The following is a 23,170-nucleotide window of genomic DNA, read 5'->3' on the forward strand; positions in this document are numbered from 1 at the left end:
GAGTCAGTAACAATACAAAAGGGCCGCAGGTTTCAAACCTGCGGCCCTTTTTACTGCTCTTTTTCCGTACCCCGCGTTAGCAGATCTGGTCTTTACCCAGCTGCTTGGCCTGATAGAGCGCCCGATCGGCACGTACCATCAGGCTCTCCTTCTGCTCATCCTGCTGATACTCCGCCAGCCCGAAGCTCATGGTAGCGGGCGCATGGGGGCTGATGGGCTCGCTCGCCATCAATGCCTGAAATTTGCTCGCCACCACCAGCGCATCCTCGCGGCCGGTGTTGGGCAGCAACACCATAAACTCGTCACCGCCCCAGCGGGCCAGCAGATCGATCTCGCGGATATGGCGGCGCACCAGCGCCACTATGTTGATCAGAGTCTGATCCCCGGCGTTGTGGCCATAGCTGTCGTTGATCTGCTTGAAGTTGTCCACATCCATGGCGATCACCGTAAACGGCTGATGGAAGCGGCGCGCCCGCTCGCACTCCAGCTGCAACGCCCGCTCCAGCCGATAGCGGCTGGCGGCGCCAGTCAGGGCATCGGTCTCTGCCAGCAGACGGTTCTCCTCGGCTTTCTGTTGCAGTGCCTCGTTGAGTCGCACCAGCTCGGCGGTGCGCTCGGCAACCTGTTGCTCCAGCGACTGATTGCGCCGCTCCAGCTGTTCCAGCAACAACTTGCTGGCGTGGATATCGCGATGGGCGCCGATCATCCGCGCTACAGACCCGTCGGGATTGCGCTCAATGATGCGGCCGCAATCCTCAATCCAGAGGTAACTGCCATCCCGGCAGCGGCAACGGTACTCGGCACGATACTCATGGGCGCTGCCGCTCAGACAGAGATCGAACTTCGCCATCACTGCCGCCAGATCGTCGGGGTGGATCACGTTCTCCCAGGTGAAGACGGTATTGCCGAGGGAGTGAGGCTCGTAACCCAGCATCCGGTACCAGCCGGGGTTGCGATAGACAAAACCGGTATTGGCATGCCAATCCCAGATGCCATCGCTGGTCACCTCCAGAATGCCATGCACCACGGCCTCGCTGACATCCGAGATCCTGATCGTGTCACTGTCCTGCACCATAGCAGTTATCCTTGTTCTTCCGCCCCGCGCCACCACGGGGAATCGTGCTGTTGTCGTGAGGCGCTACCTTGGCATATTGCAACAGAACTGTCAGCCAGAACCCCACCGCACCACCGTTTCCCCGGTTATCGGCCACTCACGGCGCAGGCTGAATCAGGGTGGCCATAAGTGTGGCTCAAGCGCGCCCCATTTACCGGATTTAACTCACGATTCAGTCATTTGGGGGATGGGAATAAATGAGGGGATACGCTGGAGCAACCACAGAGGTCACTCGGCCAGAGTCAGTCGATAAAAATCCGTCTCCTGATGTTTCGGATTGGGGCGCAGAAATACCCAGCCACAGCGCCGGTAATGATTCAAGGCCCGCACATTGGTGCGACTCACGGAGAGCATCGCCCATTTACAACCCGCCCCCAGCAACTGCTGGCGAATATAGGCCTGCAACACGGCAGCCAAACCGGTGCCACGATATTCGGGGAACAGATAAATCAGCTGCACATAACCGGTCTCGGGCTCATCGGAAAAGCTGCGAAACTCCAGCTGGCCCACCCGTTGTTCACCCGCCCAGACATGAAGGTAGTGCCATTGCGCTTGCCCCAGCCTTTCGCGGATCCGCTCCCGATAGCCGTCGATAAAGTCGGCAAAACCATCATGGGTATGAAAGCTGCAAAAATAGGCATCCCTGCGCGCCTGCACACAGAGCTCGTAATCCCGCTCCAGATCGATGGTGTTAAATTCAAGTTTCAAGCAATGACATCCTGTCATGTGTGGGTTGGATGTAGGGTGTAATAAGCGCAGCGCATTACACCTTTTGGCAGATAAATAGCAGCGGTGCAATTCACTTCGTTCTTTGCACCCTACCCCTCACCCCGCCCTCTCCCGGAGGGAGAGGGAATAAATCAGCATCGGGGATATGAGGTTGGCAATCGCGTGTATATCCACGAAGCCGAATCTCCCTTCTCCCCTTGCGGGAGAAGGGTCGGGGATGAGGGGAAGGAAAAAGAGATTACGCGGTAAACGTTGGGCTTCATTACGCTCAGCCACAACCTACACAATCGGTAGGTTGGTGCTGAGCCTGCGAAGCCCAACATGCGAGTTCAGCTTATAAGCATGTAAATAGTTCCATTGCGGTCATATTTGAAGGTAAACTGACGACAATTGCAAAATACAATTTACATTACTTCATGGTTTTATTAAATGAACAGCATTATTAATGACTTACTCTCAAAAGGTAAAGAAGGTCTCTGGTGGGACTTCAAACAAAAATTCCACAACAATATGGCTGCAATGGTCCATGATATTCTATGTATGGCTAATGTAATTCACAATGGGAATAGATACATAGCTTTCGGAATATCTGATTCATTAGAAGTAGTTGGATTAAATGACAGTGATAAAAAATATACTCAAGCAGATATTATCACTGCGCTTAGAAGACTAAGTTTTAGTGAAGATAACATCCCAAACATTCAGCTTGAATTTTTACAATTTAATGAAGCCAAGTTAGCAATCCTAACAATATTTAATGAGCCTTTAAAACCATATTACCTGACAAAAGAATACAGTTATCAAGGTAAATCCATACGAGCTGGTGTTGTTTATTCACGGACAAATGATGCTAATACGCCATTAGATTCATGTGCCAATCCAATTGACGTCAGAACGATGTGGCGTGAAAGATTCGGCCTCAACCTAAAAGCCCCTGATAGATTCTCCATTCTTTTAGAAGATGCCAAATGTTGGGACTATGACGGTATTAGCCAAGCCTTCTATTCTAATGATCCTGATTTCACTATTGAGATTGGAAATGTAGAACATGAGGGGGGTAATTATTGGTGGCAAAACCAATATTTTGAGAATACAAGACAGTTTGACTACCACTTAAAATATAAGAACAGAATTATTAAGACCTTGCCTGTTGTTAATTACTACAATGAGGGTTTGACTATACCATTCCCAAGCATTGAGTTTATTACCTATCCAGAAGCTCAAGATGGGTTAAATGCCGAATTTTACTGTGAGATTTACTATTATAAAAAAGGAACTATTGAATATAGTTTATTTCAACACATAAGAAAAAGTGAAGTGCATTGTGATACATATCAAACACTGTCTACACCAATCACAACCCAACTGAAACCACCCATAATAAAATTGCCATTTTTTATAATTAACAGTGACAGTGAACTAAATGAACTGTCCAAGAAATTCATGGAAAAATATCATGAGTTTAATTCCTGTAAGTCAGATTTAATGAGAAAGCGTTACCCTGACGAAAATTATAATAGATGGGATGTTGAAAAAGTTTTTTCGGAGTGGGTTTTTGAGCAAATAAATCCTCCCTCTGAATTTTCAATTAGTGAATGACATTAAAACGGCGGCAACTCCCTTTACCGCCATCCAATCGCTTACTCCCCCAACCTCTCCGCCAATCCGGAATAACGCTCAGTCTTTTTCCGCACCGCTTGGGCCAGCAGGGCGCGATCGCCGTAGAGATCGAGCCGGGCCTTGGCGCGGGTGATGCCGGTATAGACCAGCTCGCGGGTCAGCAGCGGGCTGGGGCTGTCGGGCAACACCAGCACGGTATGGGCAAACTCCGAACCCTGGGATTTGTGGATGGTCATGGCGTAGACCGTCTCGTGGGGCGGCAATCGGCTTGGCAGCAGGGCGCGCAGAGAGCCATCCGGCTGCTCAAACCATACCTTTAACCGGCCAGTTTCGTCGGGCAGGCAGAGCCCCATATCGCCGTTATAGAGGCCAACGCCGTGGTCATTGCGCACCACCATCACCGGGCGACCGGCATACCAGTCGCCATCGCGGGCAATGAGGCCTGCCCGTGACAGGGCCAGTTCCAGCCGCTCGTTTAGCCCCAACACGCCAAACGGGCCATCGCGCAGGGCGCAGAGGATCTGGAAGCTGTTGAATGCCTTGAACACGGCGGCGGGCGCTTCCCCCGCGCGGGCCGCCTTCAGATAGGCACCGTAGCCGGCCACCCCCTGGGCAATCAGGGCGTCGTAGGCCTCCCCGGCCCAGGGATGCAGGCTGATATCGGCAAAGCCCATACCCCAGACTGATTCCACCGCCGTGGCATCGCCGCTGTTGCAGGCGCGCGCCAGCTGGCCGATGCCGGAGTGCTGATCAAAGCGCCAGCTCTTGGCCAGCAAGCAGAGGCTGTCACGCACCGGAGCCCCTGCGGGCGTGCCCTGCAGGCGGTAGCCGGTCTGGCGGGAGAGCCACTCCGCCTGCGCCGGGCTGATGCCCTGTTCGATAAAGCTGCAGATATCGCCGAGCACGGCCCCCGCCTCCACCGAGGCGAGCTGATCCTTGTCGCCGAGCAGGATCAGGCGGGCGTGGCTCGGCAGTGCATCGAGCAGCCGTGCCATCATCGGCAAATCGACCATGGAGGCCTCATCCACCACCAGCAAGTCGAGGTGCAGCGGGTTGCCCGCGTGGTGGCGGAACTGGCTGCGCCCCGGAATGACCCCGAGCAGCCGGTGCAGGGTGCCCGCTTCGGTGGGGATCGCCTCCACCCACTCGGGGGGCAGATCGAGGGCCTGCAGGGCAGAACCGATACTCTCGGTGAGGCGCGCCGCCGCCTTGCCGGTGGGGGCCACCAGCCGGATCGCTGGCGCCTTGCCCGCTTGCAGGCCGGTCTCCACCAGAATGGCGAGCAGTTTGGCCACAGTCGTGGTCTTGCCGGTGCCGGGGCCGCCGGAGATCACCGCAAAGGGGCGCGCCGCCGCGGTGGCCGCCGCCAGCTTCTGACCGTTGCAGCAGAGCGCCTCGGGCACCAGCGTATCCAGCTTGCTCAAGTCGCTCGCCGCCTGGGCGCTGGCGAGCAGCGCCTCGATGGCGGGCCAATCCACTTCATTGGGAAACACCAGATCGAGATACTTCTCGATAAAGTGGCGGGCCGAGAAGTCGGGGGCGAGGCGGGCCTTGAGCAGCGCCGCGAACACCAGCCCGTAGTCGCGGGCAAACAGCCGCGACAGAGCCGGGGCTATCTCCGGCCATTCGGCACGTTCACTCAAAGCGCGCAGATGGCGGGCCACCCCCTGCTCATGATCGTGGTAGCGAGTGAGGTAGAGCCGCCCGCGCCACAGCCGCAGCAGCCAGCGCGGGGCAGGCCCCTCATCCTGTTCGGTACCAACCAGGGGACTCTCTGCAAACAGGGCGGGCCAGCGGGCAGGATCCGCCAGATCCCCCAGCAGATCCCGGCTCTGCTGGGGATCCAGCCCGAACGGGCGCAGGGATCCGGCAGTCAACATTTCAAGCGGCAAACAGACATGGCCGCGCCCCAGCTCGAAGCAGGTGAGCGCCGCCCCCAGCACCAGCTCGGGGCTGCCGCCAAGGTCGGCCACCAGCCTGGCAAATTGCAGATCCAGCTGGCGGATGCGGCCAGCCAGCGCCAGTGTTTTGAGCCGTTCAACCATCATTGTGCTGGCTGCGGTGCTGGCTGCGGTGCTGATCATGGTGCCGATCATGTCTCTACCTCGTTCAATGGATGAGATCCTGCTGTGGGTGTCTCACAACCTTCGCTAAACAACTTATCCAGCCCCAGCACCAGTTCACGGCTCGGGCGGGTATGGAAAATGCCCCCCTGCGGCATGCCGCGCAGGAACAGATAGAAAACGCCGCCAAAGTGCTGCTCGAAGTCGTAGCCCGGCAGGCGCAAAGTGAGCAGCCGGTGCAGCGCCACCGAGTAGAGCTGGTATTGCAGGTCGTAGCGATGCTCCGCCATCGCCCGCTCCAGCGCCGGACGGCTGTAATCGGCGGGGCTCATGCCGAGGTGGTTGGATTTGTAGTCGAGCAGATACCAGCGCCCCTGCCACTCGAACACCAGATCGATAAAGCCCTTGAGCATCCCCTGCACAGTGGCAAAGCTGAGCGGCTTGTTGCCCCGCGACAGCGGGTCATGCTGCTGGCAGAGGGCGGTCAGCGCCGGGGCCGTCACCCGCCCCATGGGCAGGAAGAACTCCAGCTCCACCTGCTTGCGCTCGGGGGCCAGATCCCGCAGCCGCACCGGCTCGCCAAAGCCTGTATCGAGCTGGGTATCCAGCACCGCCTCCACCTGCTGTTGCAGCACTGGGGCCCAACTCTCGTCAAAACCATCCTGCGCCAACAGCGCGGCGATATGCTCCGCCAGCGGCTCGCCCGCGGCGCTTTGAAAGTCGATGGTCTCGAACAGGCTGTGCAGCAGGGTGCCGGGGCGCGCCCCTTTCGGGAAGGTGAAGATGGAGGGCTGGGGCGCCTCGTCCGGTTGCTCGGCAGCCAATGCAGCCGCCTCGGTCACTACCTCGTCATCGAAACCAGGATTGGCGAGTACGCCCTTGCTGTGACCGTGGCCCTGCGCCGCCAGCCCGGAGTAGGAGCTGATCCACCAGTCCCGCTCAAGGGAACCTGTAAAGTGGCGCACCTGCGGCTCGCCCAGCTGCTCCTCCTCTGGCGGCAGCGGGGCCGGACGGGTGAGCGAGGGCTCACCGACGGCCACCCCGGGCAGCGCCTGTGCCAGCTCGGTCAGGGCGGTCGCCAAGGTTTCGGCATCCCCCTCCTCGCCCTTTTGCAGCAGGTAGCCGATGGCGGTGTGGTGCAGGTCGGTCTTCTCCGACTTGCCCGCTCCCGCCCGCACCGGCGCCAGCCCCAGCCAGGTGGCGTAGACGCCCCGGGTCAGCGCCACATAGAGCAGCCGCAGGTCTTCGGCAAGGCGCTCCCTGTCCGCTTCGGCGAGCGACGAGTCGGCGCCGGTCAGATCGAGAATGGTGCGATTGCCCGCCTCGTCCGCCTCGTGATAGAGCGGGGTCTCGGCGGTTCTGTGGCTGCAGATAAAGGGCAGGAATACCAGCGGGTACTCCAGCCCCTTGGATTTGTGGATGGTGACGATCTGCACCAATTTCCGCTCGGATTCGAGGCGCAGTACCTGCTCCGCATCTTGCCCGTTGGGGCGGCTCACCGCCTCCCCCAGCCAGCGCAGCAGGGCGTACTCCCCGTCCAGCTCGCTGCTCACCTGTTGCAGCAGCTCGCCAAGATGGAGGAAGTTGGTCAGCCGCCGCTCGCCGTAGGGGCTCGCCAAAAGCGAAGAGGCGAGATTGCGCCGGTGCAGCAGGGCCCGCAGCATCGCCAGCACGCCGCGGCGGTGCCAGATCTTGCGGTACTCCATAAACTCCTGCACCGCGCTCTCCCACGCCCGCTCGTCGCTGGCCAGCCCATCGAGCGCCTTGGCGTCGAGATCAAACAGGCCGGTGGCCAGCGCCGCCCGCAGGCTGCGCTCTTCGCTCGGGTTCTGGCAGGCGTGCAAAATCAGCAAAATCTCCCGCGCCTCCACCTGCTCCAGCACACTCTCGCGGTTCGACAGGTAGACGGAGGCGATGGCAAGCCGTGCCAGCTCCTGCTGCACCAGCTTGCCCTCGGCGCCGGTGCGCACCAGCACGGCGATATCCCCGGCCTTCACCGCTTTGTCACCGATCTGCGCCTTGCCCTCGCGGGCCAGGGTCAGCAGGCGGTGGATCTCGGCGGCGGTGGCACGAGCCATCTTGCTCTGGTAATCCCCCCGATTGAAGGTGGGCTGGCCGGTCAACTGCCAGCAGTGGAGCACCGGCGCGGTGGCACCATCGAGCAGCAGCGCCTTGCTCTTGCCCTGCGCCTCCACCGGCAGGAAGGGGATATCCGCCTCGTAGATAAAGGGATCCTTGGCCCGCTCGAACAGGCCGTTGACCGCCCCCACCAGCGCACTGCTGGAGCGCCAGTTGCGCCCGAGGGTGTAGTGGGCGCTCACATTTCGCCGCGCCTGAATGTAGGTAAAGATGTCGGCGCCGCGAAAGCCGTAGATGGCCTGCTTGGGGTCACCGATCATCAACAGCGCCGTGTCTGTGTGGCCACCGTAAAGCCGATGGAAGATGCGGTACTGCTGGGGATCGGTATCCTGAAATTCATCGATCATCGCCACCCGGTAGGTGGCGCGAATCCGCTCGCACAGCCGCTCGCCCAAGCTGGAGCCAAGCGCTCCGTCGAGATCTTTGAGCAGGTCATCGAACGAGAGCTGATGAGCCTGCCGCTTGCTCGCCTGCATCCGGCTGCGCACCACCTTGGCGGCCCGTTGCAGGATGAGATCGCGAATACCGGGGCGGCTGGCCAGAAGCTCGTCTATCTGACTGAACAGCGGCAGGGTCGGCACCGCGCCCCCCTTCTTGAGGTTCTCCTCCAGCACTGTCTGGCCGAAGCGCTCCAGCTCCTTGGGAATGGCGTAGCCACTGCTCTCGTCCTGCGCCCAGTCGGCTATCTTGGCAAGCCACCCTTCGTAGTTCTTGCCGGTGTAGCGGCTTACTTGCCCATCCGTCTGGCGGCGGATCTCGTCCATCTGCGCCAGCCATTCGCTCTTCACCGCCGCGATGCGGCTCATGGCCGCCTGATGGCGGGCGGCGAGGGTCTCATCCCCCAGCGCGGGGTGGATCTCCAGCTCGCTGTTGTCGAGCCAGCTGCCCATCTCCCGCAGCAGGGCGGCGGGGCTTGGCCAGAGCGCGCGCACGGCGCTGGCGAGGGCTTTATCCACCGGATAGAACTCGGCGCGCCAGTAGTCGCTCACCGCCTGCAGCCTGAGCTGGCTGTCATCGGTAAGAAATTCGGTTTCAAAGAGGGCGCCCGACTCGAAGGCGTTCTGTTTCAGCATCCGCTGGCAGAAGCCGTGGATGGTAAAGACCGCCGCCTCGTCCATCTGCCGCTCGGCGGCCAGCAGGCGACGGGCCGCCAATTCGTGATCCTCCACCTCGGCCAGCAGCTGGCTCAGCAGGGCGTCCTTGCTCTCACCGCGCATAAAGGCGAGCCGCGCCTCGTGGATGCGCCCGCGGATCCGCCCGCGCAGCTCGGCAGTGGCCGCTTCGGTAAAGGTCACCACCAGAATTTCGGTCACCGAGAGCGGCCGCTCGTGGGCACTCGGCTGACCGGCATCGGCCCCCTCCTCAATGAGCGGGCCGTGGCCCAGCAGCAGGCGCAGGTAGAGACCGGCGATGGTGTAGGTCTTGCCGGTACCGGCGGAGGCTTCGATCAGTCGTTCACCATGGAGGGGAAAACGCAGGGTATTGAGCGGGTTAGCCATTATTTCAGCTCCTCCAGGGTCTTGAGCAGCGGGGTCAGGTGTTCGCGGGCCAGCGCCTGCAACTGCCCCAGCACCTCGTCATCGAGTTCGGGGAAGCAGCGGGCGACGTAAACGTCTTGCCCCTCCCCATTGATCATCCAGCCGCCGTTGAAACGGGTGAGAGCCGCCTTGTCGGCCGCCTCCGGCTTGTCGGGATCCTTCTCGATCGCCTTGAGCCAATCCCAGGCGGTGTTGGGGAAGAAGGGCAGCGGCCGCTTCATCCCCTGCGCCCAGCACGCCACCAGCGCCGCCAGCTTGGGCCGCGCCTCGTCGGCAGCGAGCTTGGCTAACCGCAGACTCTGTTTGGCATCGAACAGCAGGGTGTCGCCGGGGGCGCCGCTCAATGAGAGGCAGAGGTGCTGGATCCAGCCCAGCAGCAGATCCTTGCCGTTGAAGCTGCCGGGTTTGACCACCAGCAAACGCCCCTTCTGGGTGTCGATCCACCCTTGCAGCTGACCCTGAGTGAGGGAGATATCGATCTCCACCGCCTGCTTTTCTGACTCATTGGCCGCAACCCATGGCCGCAGCCGATCCGCCAGCTTGCCCATCTCGGCATCCAGATCGTCCAGCAGCAGGCTGCCGAACCACCCTTGCGGCAAGAGGCCGGTAAGCTGCAACCGCTCGCGACGCTCGGTGCTTTCACCTTCCGCCAGATGGGCATCGAGCAGCAGATCTTTCAGCTGATAATGTTGCAGGCCATCCAGCTCGAACGGCTCGCTGTCCTCGATGTTGGCCTCGTTCAGCTCAAACCACACCTTGAGGCGGCGATTGAGGAAATATTTGGTGGGCTGGCGATAGAAGCGCAGCAGCTCCGCCAGCTCCAGACCCTGCTCCTTGCCCCATTCGGGAGGTAAAGGCAGCTCGCCGCTCTGGAAGTTGGCCGCGCCGCGCACCGGATTGAGGGCGGGCAACCAGTCGGCGGCATAGGTAAAGAGGCGCGAACCCGGCTCCGGGTAGAAGTAGTTGCGGCTGTAGGGGGTGAGCTGATGCGCCACCATCAGGTGGTTGAGCAGCCGCTTGCCGGAGGTTTCGTCGTCCAGATCCTCATCCCCCGCCAGCACAAAGCCCTGCCGCACATAGTCGATCAGCTCCGCCAGCAGCACCGATGGCACCTTGTCGCTGTTGTCCTGGGCGCTGAAACCCTGATAGCTGATATAGAGCCCCTGCTGGGCGCTGAGCAGCGCCTCGAGGAAGAGGTAGCGGTCATCATCACGACGGGAGCGATCCCCCCGCCGCGACGCCACCGCCATCAAGTCGAACCCCATGGGGGCCAGGGTGCGCGGGTAGACGCCGTCGTTCATACCGAGCAGGCAGACCTGCTTGAAGGGGATGGAGCGCATCGGCATCAGGGTACAGAAGTTGACCTGACCGGCGAGAAAACGCTGGCTGGAGCGGGACTCCCCCAGCACGCTGCCGAGGTAATCCTGCAACAGATCGGCGGTGATGGGCTGCTCGAAGCGAGCCTCGCCGAGCCGGGTCTGCCACTCGGCCAGCTGGCTGCGAATAAGCTGAAGCTGACGCTCCTCATCTTCGTCGGCCAGATAGAAGCGCTCCAGCAGTGCCAGCAGGCAGGCGTTCCACTCGGTCAGCGGCTGTGCCTGTTGCAGGCGGGGCAGGAATTCGGCCAGCGAGTCGACAAACCAGGCGAGCTTGCCGAGTGCCAGCCCCTGCTGACCCTCGATATCGGCGTAGGGCAGAATGCCCGCCACCGGCTCGCCATCCCCCATGGCAAAGCCGAGCAACATGCGGCGCAGACCGAACAGCCAGCTGTTGCCGGACATGGGCGGCAGATCGAAACGGACGGGATAGCCGTCGTCCAGCCCCCAGCGAATGCCGGTCTCCTGCACCCAGACCCGCAGCTGGTTGAACTCGTCGTCATCCAGTTCGAAACGGCGCAGCACGGCGGGCACCTCGAGAATGGCGAGCAGCTCGCCAGCCCCGAAGCGGGCATTGGGCAGCCTGAGCAGGGCGAGGAAGCTCTGCAGCAGCGGGCTTTCCTGACTCGCCGCCCGATCCGAGACCGCAAACGGGATCTGGCCGCGCGCGCCAAACACCGCCTGAATGTAGGGGCCGTAGCTGTTCACATCCGGCATCATCACCACCACATCTTTCGGGGTGAGGGACGGGTCCTGCTCGAACAGCGCCAGCAGCCGGTCATGCAGCACCTCGAGTTCGCGCATCGGGCCGTGGCAGGCGTGGATCTGCAGGGATCCATCCGCCGGATCGATGGGGCTCTTGTGATGGCTGCTGTCGAGATCGAACTGACCGGCGCCTCGCTCGGCCAGCTCCAGCACATCCTTCTGGATGGCATGCAGCAGCTTGATATTGCCCTTGCCATCCATCTCGTCGATATCGACGAAGGCCTCGATTTGCGGCACCTCCAGCTCCATCAGCTGATGCAGGTAGTCGCGCCCCAACTTGCCCATGGAGGCGAGCAGCGGGTTGGCGGGGCCTTGCAACGTCTCGATATCGGTACCGGGTTTGAGCTTGTTTTCGAGGCGCGCCAGGGTCTTGCGATCCAGCAGATCCCCCCAGTAGTAGCGACAGGGGTTGGTGACGAACAGGTGTACCTCCACCTCCGGCCGGCTGCCGAGGGCCAACAGCGCCTCCACATAGCGCGGCGGCAGCGCCGAGATGCCGAACACAAAGACCCGCTGCGGCAGCTTGCCCGGCAGATCGGCGGTACGCGCCAGCTCGTGGATAAACTCCTCGTAGAGGTTGGCACGGTGGTAACCGCTCGGAGAGAGTGCCAGAGTGCGAGCCACCAGCTCGCGCCACAGCTCCGGCTGCCAATCCTGACCGCTCACCCCGGCCAGCTCCTGACTCAATCCTTCCCCCTCTTCCCAACGGGCGATCCAGTCCGGTCGATAGACCAGATACTGGTCAAAGAGATCCGCCACCTTCTGGCAGAGCTGCCACAACCGCACCTGCTCGGGATCCTTGGCAGGATCCTCCTCATCTCCCCCGCCCAGATAGGCGGCGAGCGGGGCAAAGGCGGGGCGATCCAGCAAGGCGGGCAGAATGGTCATCAGCTGCCAGCTCATGGAGCCCTTGTTGTAGGGACTCTGGCGCGGTACATCCGCCAGCACCCGGGTGAACATCTCCCAGATAAAGCTGGCGGGCAGCGGAAAGTCGATATTGGCGGCGATGCCGAAGGCCTTGGCCAGCTCCAGCTTGAGCCATTGGGCCATGCCCGGACTCTGCACCAGGATCTGCTCCCGATCGAAGGGGTGAGAGAGAGGGGCCTGCCGGATGCGGCTCACCAGCAGTTCTTTGAGCAGATCCAGCTGATTGGAGTGGTAGAGGGTAAACATGAGCAATTCCCGCCTGTGGATGAGAGGGGGCGAGGGAAAAGGCGAGCCATTTCCGTCACTTCACAAGAGTGAGAATTGTCGGGGATCGAGGGGGAAGATGCAAAAGGCTCTTGTGGCCAGCAGGCGGGTAAACCGCTGAATCATGAGGGGCGCCGCAGATTTGTGCCGTCACCTCACCTACCCGGAAAACGCAGACAGAAAAAAGCCGGTGCAGTTGCACCGGCCAAAAGGCATTGGAAAACTTGACTCTTCAGGGCATTACCAATTTTTGCCGAGACGGGCATCCACACTGAAAGCCCCTGCTCCGGCCGCCGCCAGCGCCAGGAAACCACCGGCCACTGAGACGTTCTTCATAAACATCAGCATCTGCATCTGTTCGGCAGGCTGATAGTGGAAAATAAAGGCAGCCATCAGGGTGAAACCGGCCAGCAGCACGGAGAGGCTGCGGGTAAAGAGACCGAGCACGACGGCAAGGCCACCACCCAGCTCAAGCAGGATCACCAGCGGCAACATAAAGCCCGGCACGCCCATCGCTTCCATATAGCCCTGGGTTCCGGCATAGCCGCCGATCTTGCTCCAGCCCGCCATTACGAACATCAGCGCCAGCAGTACACGACCCGCCAGCAGCGCTACATCTTTCATCTTGTCCATTTCATATTCCTCGTTTGTGTCACATCACCGCTGACTGCTTCAGGGTAGGTCAAATAACAGAGCTTGGCTGGCACTGGTCGCAACCAGCTCCCACCGATATTCATCACGACTGAGTACCCCGTCGCCGGGTCGGGCAGCCAGACCGTTGGCGGTCAACTCCCCTGAAATCATCTGCAGGTAACCGTGTCGGCCAGCCAGTGCCCATTCGAGCGTCTCGCCCGGGGCCAGTTCCAGCCGCCATACGCGGGCCTGTTGGCGGATCCGCAGCGATCCATCCTCGCCATCCGGTGACGCCACCAGCGTCATGCCCGGTCTGGACTCGATCTTCTTCTGCTGATATCCGGGTGGCGTGCCGAACTCGTTCGGCTCGATCCAGATCTGCAACAGGGAGAGAGGATCCGTCTGCGAGGGGTTGTACTCGCTGTGGCGGATCCCGCTGCCTGCGCTCATCAGCTGGAAATCCCCTGCCGGGATCTGCTCGGCATGGCCGAGGCTGTCCTTGTGCTCTATGGTGCCTTGCAGCACGCAGGTGAGGATCTCCATATTGGCGTGAGGGTGGGTGGCGAATCCGCCACCCGGCGCAACCAGATCCTGATTGATCACCCGCAGTACCGAGTGCCCCATCCACTCCGGGTCATAGTAGTGACCGAAGGAGAAACTGTGGCGCGCGTCCAGCCAGCCAAAGTTGGCCTTGCCCCGCGCTTCTGCGGCTCTCAATTGCATCATGGTCTGCTCCTCACCTACCGGGACGGTTGATTAACGCTGTTTGCCGCTACCGATGCCGAACGGAATACGGTATTCGCTGCTCTGGTCAGCCAGGCTGACGGTCAGGTTGCCCTGGGTGCGGCTCGGGATCCGCACCTGCTGGGTGCCAGTCAGGTTGGCGTGGACTGATGCCAGCAGATCGCCAGACTCGTCACGCACTTCCAGCATCGGATTGGTTTTGCCATCCATTGCGGCAGTGGCGTTCCAGTTCACAAACAGCACGCCGGGCATGGCATTGAAGTCAGCCGGTACGGAAGCTTGGGCGAAACCAGTGGTCATCAGGCCTGCAACGGCCAGCATCTTGATTACGTTTTTCATGTTCATTCACTCTCTTGTTTTATATGTCATTGCCAAGGCCTTTTCGGCCAGAATCAATGCATCCATGCAAGAGGTTATTCAAATAGTGTGTTGTTCTTTCACCGACATCAGACAGACCGATTTGGTGTGTCACAGTGCGGAACTACCCGCATATTTGGCCGCTCGACGTTCCTGCCTAAGCGTTGATTGAATATTAAAGTGACATGACCTAACTTGTTAGCGAGATAAACTGGCAAACATATTCAAAAAAATTGAAGGTGAGGAATGGCCAAGGAATCGAACAAGGAGCGGGCGCTGACCCTGGAAGCAATCCGGGTGCTGGACGCCATCGACCGCCGCGGCAGCTTTGCGGCGGCGGCCGACGAGCTGGGCAAGGTACCTTCGGCATTGAGCTACACGGTACAAAAGCTGGAAGATGAACTGGATGCCATGCTGTTCGACCGCAGCGGCCACCGCACCAAGTTCACCCCGGCGGGGCGCATGCTGCTGGAACGCGGGCGGGTGCTGCTGGAGGCAGCCGAGCATCTGGTGGGCGAGACCCGGGCGCTGGCCCGCGGCTGGGAAACCGACATCACCATCGCCGTCGATGCGCTGGTCCCGGTGCAGGCCCTCTACCCCTTGGTGGAGAAGCTGGCCGAGCAGACCGATACCCGACTGCGGCTGCGGGCCGAGGTGCTGGCGGGTAGCTGGGAGTGTCTGGAAGATGGCCGCGCCGACCTGCTTATCTCCTCCATCAATCCGGACATCATGATGACCGGCATCAAGCATCAGGTGCTGAAAGAGGAGGTGATGCTCTACGTCGCCCATCCCGATCACCCGCTGCATCAGGAGCCCGAACCCTTGGCCGACGAGACCCTGCGCCGCTACCGCGCCATCGCGGTCGCTGATACAGCCCTGCGCAAACCGGTACTTACCTACCGCCTGCTCGACAAGCAGCCGCGCCTCACTGTCAGCACCATGACGGAGAAACGGGATGCCCTGCTGGCAGGGATCGGGGTCGGCACCATGCCACAGAGCTGGATTGAGGAGGACATCCGGGCCGGACGGCTCAAGGTGATCAGCCCCGAATATCGCCATCAGATCCAGGTCGTGCTGGCCTGGCGGCGAGACACCATGGGCAAGGCCAAAAGCTGGCTGGTGCGGGAGATCCCAAAACTGTTTGCAGCTGGTGAGAAATGAGACCCAGTTAACAGAAATGTTAATTGCATGCCTCACTTGACGCCCAATATCTTTGCTGATTTCATAGCCGCCTCATTGAACCCATGGAAGCTGTAGAAAATGAAAAAGAGTTTGCTGGTTGTCCTCACCACCCTACCCCTGTTTGCCAATGCCGGCCTGATGGATTCGCTGACCGACAGCGTCACCAGCAGCGTCAAGGATGCGGCCAGCACTGCCGTATCCGGTGCCATGGACAGCGCATCCAACGAAGCCATCAAGAAGGCATTGGATATCAAGGAAGGCGGCTCCAACAAGCAGGCTATCAAAGAGAAGCTGGGCGCTCCTGCCACCACCAAGACTGAATCCGGTCTGGAAGTGTGGACCTATGATCTGGATGCCCTGAAGAAGGCTTCTCCGCTGCTGGCAGAGACAACCACAACCCTGCTGAAAGATACCGACGCCGCCAAGAAAAACGTGGTCATCAAGTTCGAAGGCGAAACCGTCAAGAAAGTAGAGCTGACCGACAAGGCTCAGGGCTAAGTTCGCTCGTCCGGTGAAGTGGGCTGAACACCCGCATCGGCACAGATAGCAAGAGGGGGAGCACTGGGCTCCCCTCTTTTATTGGCAATCACCAGCGTTCAACCAAGCTCTGCTGCTCAACGCATTAAGCGCAAAAAGGGTGGCCTCGGCCACCCTTGGGTTGATAACAGCTGGCGTTGTTACTGGTTCGCTTCGGCGAACTGCTTCATCGCTTCGGCGTGCTTGGTCATACCGGCGGCACGCTCGTTGAGCTTCTTGATGAACTCCGCCTTCTTGGCCGGATCTTCAATGCGATCATAACGTTGCTGCAAGTTGGCCTGGATCTGCTCCGGGGTCATGTTCTGCATGCGGGCCATCTTGTCGTGGCGGCCACCGTGGTGTTTGCCACCCATCATGCCACCGCCGTCCATCGGGCAATCCACCATGGCACCGGGCTGGCCGGTGGGGGCTGCTTCACTGGCTGCATAGGCGCCCAGCGGCAGACCAAGGATCAGGGTGGCGGTCAGCAGGGTTTTGGTCAGCTTTTTCATGGTCTATCTCCTGTAGGGATGATTCTGGTTCGGCGCTCTTGCCTTGCCCTCAAGTAAACACCCTATCGGTGTCTGAACTTTGCCAGCATCGCCCTTTTTTGTAGCAGAGTGTGGCATCGTGCGGATCTGGCACACTTTGACACAAACCGCCGGGCGGATTTTCGTATACTCGTGCCAACGCCAAGCAGGGGAGGTATTCATGAACCAGGGCAACACCCACATTCTGGTGGTCGACGATCACAGCGAGATCCGCGATCTGTTGAAGCGCTTTCTGGAACAGCACGGCCTGCGAGTCAGCTGTGCCCGGGATGGCAAGGAGATGAAGCGGCTGCTGGAGGAGCGGGAGTTCGACCTGCTGGTGCTGGATCTGATGATGCCGGGTGAAGATGGCCTGACCCTCTGCCGCGAGCTGCGGGTCAAATCGAACCTACCTATCATCATGCTGACTGCCATGGGAGAAGAGACCGACCGCATCATCGGATTGGAGATGGGGGCCGACGACTATGTGGCCAAGCCTTTCAATCCGCGCGAGCTGCTGGCGCGCATCAAGGCGGTGATGCGCCGCACCCAGGCCGACACCCAGCCCGCCGCCGAAACCCTGACCCGGGATCTGCGCTTCGATCGCTGGCTGCTCGACGTCAATCGCCGGGAGCTGGTCGATGAGGATGGGGTGGGCCTGAGCCTCTCCACCGCCGAATTCGATCTGCTCAAGGTGTTTCTCGAACGCCCGCAACGGGTGCTGAGCCGGGATCAACTGCTGGATCTGGCCCGTGGCCGCGAGGCGGTGGCCTTCGATCGCGCCATCGATACCCTGGTGAGCCGCCTGCGCCGCAAGCTGGAGCGGGATCCCAAGAACCCGGAGCTGATCAAGACCATCTGGGGTGGCGGCTATATGTTCTCCGCCGACGTGACGCAGGTTTAAGCAGTGGGCACCTTGCGACGACTGTGGGCACGGATGTGGCCCAAGGGGCTGACCGGCCAGATCATTCTGGTGGCGCTGGCGGGGCTGATCCTGATCCAGCTGCTCAGTATCCAGATCTACCGCACGGATCGGGAGGAGGCGCTCGGCTTCGTCAACAGCCGCAACGCCATGCAGCGGATCATCTCTGTGGTCAGGCTGCTCTCCCTCTCTCCTCCGTCCCTCTATGACGAGATCCTCAAAGCGAGCCGCAGTGAGACCCTGCTGCTGCGCCTCTCCGACGAGCCGCTGCAACCGGATAACCGCAGCCCCCGCTTCGAGCAGCTGGTGCGCTCGCGCCTCAACTACCCCTCCGGCCTCACTGTCGAGATCAGCGCCGAGCTGAAAGAGGATAACCAGCGCAGCAAAGCGTGGGAGCATCACGCCCGCATGATGCGGGATCGCAAGGGCCCTCCACCGCCGCGGGATATGCGGCTCTACGGCTCCATCGAACTGCCGCAGGGGGGCTGGCTGCAGTTCAGTTCGCTGGTCGACAAGGAGGCGGGCAGCTGGTCGTGGCAGACCACCCTCAACCTGATGCTGGTCGCCAGTCTGGTGATCGGACTGATGGTGCTGCTGTTTCGCCGTGCCACCCGCCCGCTCAAGCAGCTGGCAGGCAATGCGGAGCGACTCGGGCGGGGCGAGGATATCGAACCCTTGAAAGAGGAGGGACCGACCGAGATCCGCGAATCGATTCAGGCCTTCAACCGGATGCATACTCGGCTAGACCGCTTCGTGCAGGACAGAACCCGGATGCTGGCGGCCATCTCCCACGATCTGCGTACCCCCATCACCAGCCTGCGGCTGCGCACCGAGTTTCTGGCCGATGGCGAGGACAAGGAGCGGATCCAGCAGACCCTGCAACAGATGGAGCAGATGCTGGCGGCCACCCTCAGCTTTGCTCGCGAGGAGGGGCAGCAGGAGGCCACCCGCGAGCTGGATCTGGTCAGCCTGCTGGTCAGCCTGTGCGATGACTACGCCGATACCGGCCAGCCGGTCACCTGTCTGGCGGAGGGAAAAGAGGTCTACGCCTGTCGGGCCAACACCCTGCGCCGGGTGCTGCAGAATCTGATCGGCAACGCCATCAAATATGCCGGCAGCGCCGAAGTGTCGCTGGAGCGGCGCAAGGAAGAGCTGTTGATCCGGGTCTGCGATAACGGGCCGGGGATCGATCCGGCGCGGCTCGAGGATGTGTTCAAACCCTTCGTGCGGCTCGATGAAGCGCGCAACACCGAGTCCGGCAGTGTCGGGTTGGGCCTCTCCATCGCCCGCACCCTGGTCCATCAGCACGGCGGCGAGCTGACCCTGCTCAATCGGCCACAGGGGGGACTGGAGGCGCGGATCAGCCTGCCGCTGTAAGTAGTTACTCTATCCGCCAGCCTTGTCATGGCGCCATTTGCATCATGCAAACTTCATCATTTGAGCGCTTGTTCTTCGATCAGAAAGACGGTGATAATCGGTGACCACGGGACGGTATACGGCAACGGATTGGAGCAAGGATGGCCTCTTCCAGGACAGGAGTCATAGTCAGTATCGGATGGGGGCTCCTGCTACTCGCCCTTGCCCTGCCTGCCTGGGCCAAAGCCCCGGAAGAGCCGCTCATCATTACCAACTCCAAAGCCTGGCAGCCCTTCTCCTATATCAATGAGTCGGGCCAGCCGGATGGCCTGCTGATCGATTTGTGGCGTGAATATGCCAGGGTCACCGGCCAGAAGATCGAGTTCAGGCTGGTCGACTGGCAAGGCTCCCTCGACCTGCTCCATGAGGGGAAAGCGGACGTTCACGCCGGATTGCTCTGGTCACCGGAGCGGGACAAACTGTTCGACTATGGCCGCCCTCTCGCCCAGCTCGACTCCCAACTCTTCTTCTCGAGCGAATTGCGCGGCACCGATGTACATTACTACCTGCTCCATGAAACGGTCGGTGTGGTAGCCGGTGGCTACGAGGAGTATTACGCCAGACGCTACTTCCCCGGCACCCAACTGCAGACCTTCAATGACAATGACACCCTGCTGGCGGCGGCCTTTCGGGGCGACATAAAAGCCTTTATCGCCGATCTGCAGGTCGCCAACTTCTACATCTATACCTCGGACGATCCCACCCGCTTTATTCCGGTTCGCCACCTCTATACCGACCAGATCCGCTTTGCGGTGAAAAAAGGTGACCTTGCCCTGTTAAACCGACTGGAAGAGGGCTTCGCCAAGCTCAAAGAGAGCGATCGGGAGCGGATCATCCGCAAGTGGATGCATGTCGAAACCGTCTACCCCATCCATCTCGGTCCCTGGTTGCTGTTGGCCGGAGTGCTGATCATGGTGGCCTACATAGTGCAACTGCGCCGCGCTGTTGCCAGCCGCACCACCGAGTTGAGCCGCGCCAACGCCAGACTGGAGCAACAAGCCAGTACAGATCCCCTGACCGGCCTGCTCAACCGACGGGCATTCATGCCTGCCATGGAGCAGCGGCTGGCAAGCGGCATGCCCTGTGCCCTGTTGCTGTTCGATGTGGATCACTTCAAGGAGACCAATGACCGCTTTGGTCATGGCATCGGGGATCTGTTGCTGGAAAAGCTGGCCACGACTGTGACGAACCTGTTGCCCGAAGAGGCTCTGCTGGCCCGCATCGGCGGCGAGGAGTTTTGCCTGCTGCTGCCGCTGGCCACATTGGCTGAGACAGAGCAATGGGCCGAGCGTATTTGCCTGGAGAGCAACCGGCAAACCCTGCACACCAGCAGCGGCGAGGTGACCCTCTCCATCAGCACCGGGGCAGTCTGGGTCGCCGCAGAGAGAGAGGCTGATGCCGACCAGCTACTACGGCAGGCTGACGCCCTCATGTATCAGGCCAAGGGACTGGGGCGCAATACCTGGCAAGCCGCCCCCTATCAGGCATAGCCCCCTGACGGACGTGCAATAAAAACGGCCGCCATCGGAAGATGGCGGCCGCATGAGAGGTTTCCTATCAGAAGTTGTAAGTCACGCCCAGGTTGTAGCGGCGACCATCCAGCACAGTGCCATAGCTGCTGTAATCCACTGTTTTGTCGAACAGGTTGTAGACCCCGGCGGTCAGATCCAGATGCTTGTTGGCCTTGTAGACCAGGCCCATGTCAAAGAAGGTATAGGAAGGGGTCCCTTCCGCCATCTTGACCCGACTCAGGTACTCGGAGGTCTCGCCACGGAAGTTTACCCGTGACCAGAGGCTGAGATCCTCGGTGGTTTGCCAGTCAACACTGCCGTTGAACATGTGACGGGGCATCTGGTTGAGGGCATGACCCGCCAGTGGACCACTCTTCTGCTCGGACTGGGTAAAGGTGTAGCTGGAGCTGACCGACCAATCCTCATTGATGGCCCAATCCATCATCCCCTCGACACCGCGCATATTCGCCTTGTCGACGTTGACCCGATCACTGATGAAGTCATAGCTGTGACCATTGAGGGTACAGGCTGGATCGCTCTTGCTGGTGCAACGACGCACTTCGGAGATCTTGTTCTTGAAGTCGGTGTTGAACAGGGTCACTCCGGCGTTGAAGCCCTGATGACCATTCCACAGCAGGCCGATCTCTTCACTCACGCTGGTCTCGGGTTTGAGATCAGGATTACCGACCAGCATGCCATCCAGGCTACCACCACCGGTGACCTGACCCCAGTTGGCCGCTGACATCCGCAAGTCAGGAGAGCGGTAACCGGTCGAGACGCCTCCTTTCAAGGTCCAACTGTCATCCAGATGCCAAACTCCGTAGAGGCGAGGGCTCCAGTGAGAACCGTAGTTCTGATCCCGATCCATGCGTGCGCCACCGGTCAGGGCAAAGCTGTCAGTGAGTGACCACTCATCTTCGACAAACATCGCCCAGCTCCAGCGGGTCAGCTGCTCGGCAGGGTTGGCCACTTTCAGGGTATTGCCCTGATCGTGCAGATCCTCATAGCGATACTGACCACCGACGCTCAAGTAGTGATCCCCCAGAATAAACTGGGTATGGGTATCGGCGATGGTGTTGGTGAGCTCCATCTTGCGGCCCGGGTTGGTGTTGGTTTCCTGCTGCAGATAGCTGCTGGAGGAGCCGAAATCATACTGACCATCATGGGTCAGCGCATAGTTGGTGCGCTCGTATCGGTTAAGGCTATCTTTCGCCTTGGCAGCCAGCGAATTGCCGGCCGTGCGATCCCGATCCTGCAGACTGCGACTGGCTTCCAGATCGAAGCGGTTATGGTCATCAGGCTTGAAGCTGAGCACCGCCGTGCCACTGCGAGTCTCCTGCTCGGCAAAACCCTGGATAAATTTGTCTTCACCACGATGGGCGAGCTGACCATTGAAACGCAGCCCCAACACGCCATCGATCAGTGAACCTGCGGTATAGGCATCGGTCTGGAAACTGTTGCCAGCATCCTTGTTCTCCTGGAAGGTAGAATCAGCATGAACCGAGCCCTGCCAGGCCAGACCGGTGGTCTTGCGGGTAATGACGTTAATCACGCCCCCCATGGCATCGGAACCATAACGGGATGACATAGGGCCACGGACGACCTCAATGCGCTCAATCGCCTGCAGTGGCGGCAGCCAGCCCTGCTCGATACCCGGACCATCGCTGTTCGGGCGAGTGCCACGGCTATCCACCTTCTTGCCATCAACCAGCATCAGGGTGTATTTCGACCCCATACCGCGAATGCTGATATCACTGCTGCTGCCACCGCCGGTCACCACAACACCGGGCACATCCTTCAGAGCATCGGTCACATCGCGATATGCCCGCTTTTCGAGCTGCTCACGGGTAATCACGGAGATGGAGGCGGCAGAATCTTCAATCTTCTGCTGGAAGCCGGAAGCGGTGACGACCATCACCTCTTGTTCGGCAGCATAGACCTGGGTCGCAAGAAGGGAGCAGATCAACAAGGCAAGCTTGTTCGGTTTCACTGTTGTCATGTTTTAGCCTGAACGTTTTTAGTAGGAAGGTGGCGTATTCCCTTACTTCATTCGTTACAACGCCCTAGCATCCGGCCAGACGCAGTATTAGAAAAGGCTCATTTGAAAAGCACTTTATTAATCAGCCCGCATTGTAACGACCCCGCCTCGATCATTCAAACAATAATCATTATCATTTGATTCGTGTGGTATTCCTGCCGCAGAATCGCTAATTCTTGATAAGAGACTGTTTTAATGGAATAAATCCATAAGCAAAAAAGGGGATTACACAAACAAGTGGAAGCGATGACGTACCGTTACAAGATGGCCTGATTTAATCCTCAAGCTCTATCAGCTCGCAGCAGAATAATATGGCCAAGATGGGATGTGTTGCGATACAGAGGTGGAAACAGTAGCGAGAACACCAACAGGGGAAGGTATTGTCATCGTGGTGGGACGTCGGCAGCTCACCAGCAGGCTAAAAACATCAAAACCCGGTCGTGAGACTGGGCTTTGACGTTCGTTCTGGTATGCAAACCTGTGGGTTTTATGGACAAAACCGCCCATAGCAAAAAGGCCTTCCCATCTGGGAAGGCCTTCAAATTAGTGGCGGAGCGGACGGGACTCGAACCCGCGACCCCCGGCGTGACAGGCCGGTATTCTAACCGACTGAACTACCGCTCCGCATTCGGTTAGCTTGCGCTAAATCTTCTGCTGCTTCTTGTGAGGTGTCATCCTCGCAGCCAGTGATGTGATTCTTCACATCGCTGTTTAATTGGGTGCCTGGCAGTGTCCTACTCTCGCATGGCGAATGCCACACTACCATCGGCGCTACCGCGTTTCACT

16 protein-coding genes and 1 tRNA gene are annotated in these 23,170 nt (G+C 59.8%); 6 read left to right on the forward strand and 11 right to left on the reverse strand.

Translation table 11 applies throughout. The annotated features are described in order from the left end of the window. Nucleotides 1-76 precede the first annotated feature (76 nt). Both AB5Y67_RS17215 and AB5Y67_RS17220 read right to left on the reverse strand, forming a co-directional pair. Nucleotides 77-1,075, reverse strand: a complete 999-nt coding sequence (locus tag AB5Y67_RS17215; protein WP_199428343.1) for a sensor domain-containing diguanylate cyclase — start codon at nucleotides 1,073-1,075, stop codon at nucleotides 77-79. A 267-nt stretch (nucleotides 1,076-1,342) separates the two neighbouring features. Beyond that, nucleotides 1,343-1,822, reverse strand: a complete 480-nt coding sequence (locus AB5Y67_RS17220) for an N-acetyltransferase (protein WP_199428344.1) — start codon at nucleotides 1,820-1,822, stop codon at nucleotides 1,343-1,345. Between the two features lie 450 nt (nucleotides 1,823-2,272). Here AB5Y67_RS17220 and AB5Y67_RS17225 point away from each other — a divergent pair, with 450 nt between their 5' ends. Further along, nucleotides 2,273-3,442, forward strand: coding sequence for a helix-turn-helix domain-containing protein (locus AB5Y67_RS17225; RefSeq protein WP_199428345.1), 1,170 nt, complete (start codon nucleotides 2,273-2,275; stop codon nucleotides 3,440-3,442). A 41-nt stretch (nucleotides 3,443-3,483) separates the two neighbouring features. Here AB5Y67_RS17225 and recD read toward each other — a convergent pair whose 3' ends face one another. From recD to AB5Y67_RS17255, 6 genes are all read right to left on the reverse strand, one after another. Then, complete coding sequence (recD, locus tag AB5Y67_RS17230; protein ID WP_325793987.1) at nucleotides 3,484-5,559, reverse strand: exodeoxyribonuclease V subunit alpha; 2,076 nt, start codon at nucleotides 5,557-5,559, stop codon at nucleotides 3,484-3,486. Continuing rightward, nucleotides 5,556-9,164 carry an exodeoxyribonuclease V subunit beta gene (gene recB / locus AB5Y67_RS17235; RefSeq protein WP_325793988.1) on the reverse strand — a complete coding sequence of 1,203 codons (3,609 nt, stop codon included), beginning with the start codon at nucleotides 9,162-9,164 and terminating at the stop codon, nucleotides 5,556-5,558. Before recB ends, recD begins: the two co-directional genes overlap by 4 nt. Continuing rightward, on the reverse strand, nucleotides 9,164-12,517 hold the full coding sequence (gene recC, locus AB5Y67_RS17240) for an exodeoxyribonuclease V subunit gamma (RefSeq protein ID WP_199428348.1): 3,354 nt from the start codon (nucleotides 12,515-12,517) through the stop codon (nucleotides 9,164-9,166). Before recC ends, recB begins: the two co-directional genes overlap by 1 nt. Before the next feature lie 258 nt (nucleotides 12,518-12,775). Further along, on the reverse strand, nucleotides 12,776-13,168 hold the full coding sequence (locus tag AB5Y67_RS17245; protein WP_005336513.1) for a DoxX family protein: 393 nt from the start codon (nucleotides 13,166-13,168) through the stop codon (nucleotides 12,776-12,778). 39 nt (nucleotides 13,169-13,207) lie between these two features. Continuing rightward, entirely contained in the window at nucleotides 13,208-13,894 is a 687-nt protein-coding gene (locus AB5Y67_RS17250) for a pirin family protein (RefSeq protein WP_005355292.1), read from the reverse strand. 30 nt (nucleotides 13,895-13,924) lie between these two features. Next, nucleotides 13,925-14,257, reverse strand: a complete 333-nt coding sequence (locus AB5Y67_RS17255; RefSeq protein ID WP_199428349.1) for a hypothetical protein — start codon at nucleotides 14,255-14,257, stop codon at nucleotides 13,925-13,927. A 258-nt stretch (nucleotides 14,258-14,515) separates the two neighbouring features. Here AB5Y67_RS17255 and AB5Y67_RS17260 point away from each other — a divergent pair, with 258 nt between their 5' ends. Next, nucleotides 14,516-15,430, forward strand: coding sequence for a LysR family transcriptional regulator (locus tag AB5Y67_RS17260; protein WP_100652360.1), 915 nt, complete (start codon nucleotides 14,516-14,518; stop codon nucleotides 15,428-15,430). A 99-nt stretch (nucleotides 15,431-15,529) separates the two neighbouring features. After that, nucleotides 15,530-15,949: a hypothetical protein gene (locus AB5Y67_RS17265; protein WP_100652358.1), complete on the forward strand. Its 420-nt coding sequence runs from the start codon at nucleotides 15,530-15,532 to the stop codon at nucleotides 15,947-15,949. A gap of 179 nt (nucleotides 15,950-16,128) precedes the next feature. Here the strand turns inward: AB5Y67_RS17265 and AB5Y67_RS17270 are convergent, their stop codons facing one another. Further along, nucleotides 16,129-16,479: a hypothetical protein gene (locus AB5Y67_RS17270; RefSeq protein ID WP_005355311.1), complete on the reverse strand. Its 351-nt coding sequence runs from the start codon at nucleotides 16,477-16,479 to the stop codon at nucleotides 16,129-16,131. Between the two features lie 199 nt (nucleotides 16,480-16,678). Here AB5Y67_RS17270 and AB5Y67_RS17275 point away from each other — a divergent pair, with 199 nt between their 5' ends. From AB5Y67_RS17275 to AB5Y67_RS17285, 3 genes are all read left to right on the forward strand, one after another. After that, nucleotides 16,679-17,401, forward strand: coding sequence for a response regulator (locus AB5Y67_RS17275; protein ID WP_199428350.1), 723 nt, complete (start codon nucleotides 16,679-16,681; stop codon nucleotides 17,399-17,401). Between the two features lie 33 nt (nucleotides 17,402-17,434). Continuing rightward, nucleotides 17,435-18,796 carry an ATP-binding protein gene (locus AB5Y67_RS17280; protein WP_162518318.1) on the forward strand — a complete coding sequence of 454 codons (1,362 nt, stop codon included), beginning with the start codon at nucleotides 17,435-17,437 and terminating at the stop codon, nucleotides 18,794-18,796. Between the two features lie 140 nt (nucleotides 18,797-18,936). Further along, nucleotides 18,937-20,325, forward strand: a complete 1,389-nt coding sequence (locus AB5Y67_RS17285; protein ID WP_110303933.1) for a transporter substrate-binding domain-containing protein — start codon at nucleotides 18,937-18,939, stop codon at nucleotides 20,323-20,325. Between the two features lie 67 nt (nucleotides 20,326-20,392). Here the strand turns inward: AB5Y67_RS17285 and AB5Y67_RS17290 are convergent, their stop codons facing one another. Then, nucleotides 20,393-22,345 carry a ligand-gated channel protein gene (locus AB5Y67_RS17290; RefSeq protein WP_168769945.1) on the reverse strand — a complete coding sequence of 651 codons (1,953 nt, stop codon included), beginning with the start codon at nucleotides 22,343-22,345 and terminating at the stop codon, nucleotides 20,393-20,395. 586 nt (nucleotides 22,346-22,931) lie between these two features. Further along, nucleotides 22,932-23,008 (reverse strand) — tRNA-Asp (locus tag AB5Y67_RS17295). Between the last annotated feature and the right edge of the window lie 162 nt (nucleotides 23,009-23,170).

It is taken from the genome of Aeromonas sp. s12, assembly GCF_040907925.1.
Taxonomy (GTDB): domain Bacteria; phylum Pseudomonadota; class Gammaproteobacteria; order Enterobacterales; family Aeromonadaceae; genus Aeromonas; species Aeromonas veronii.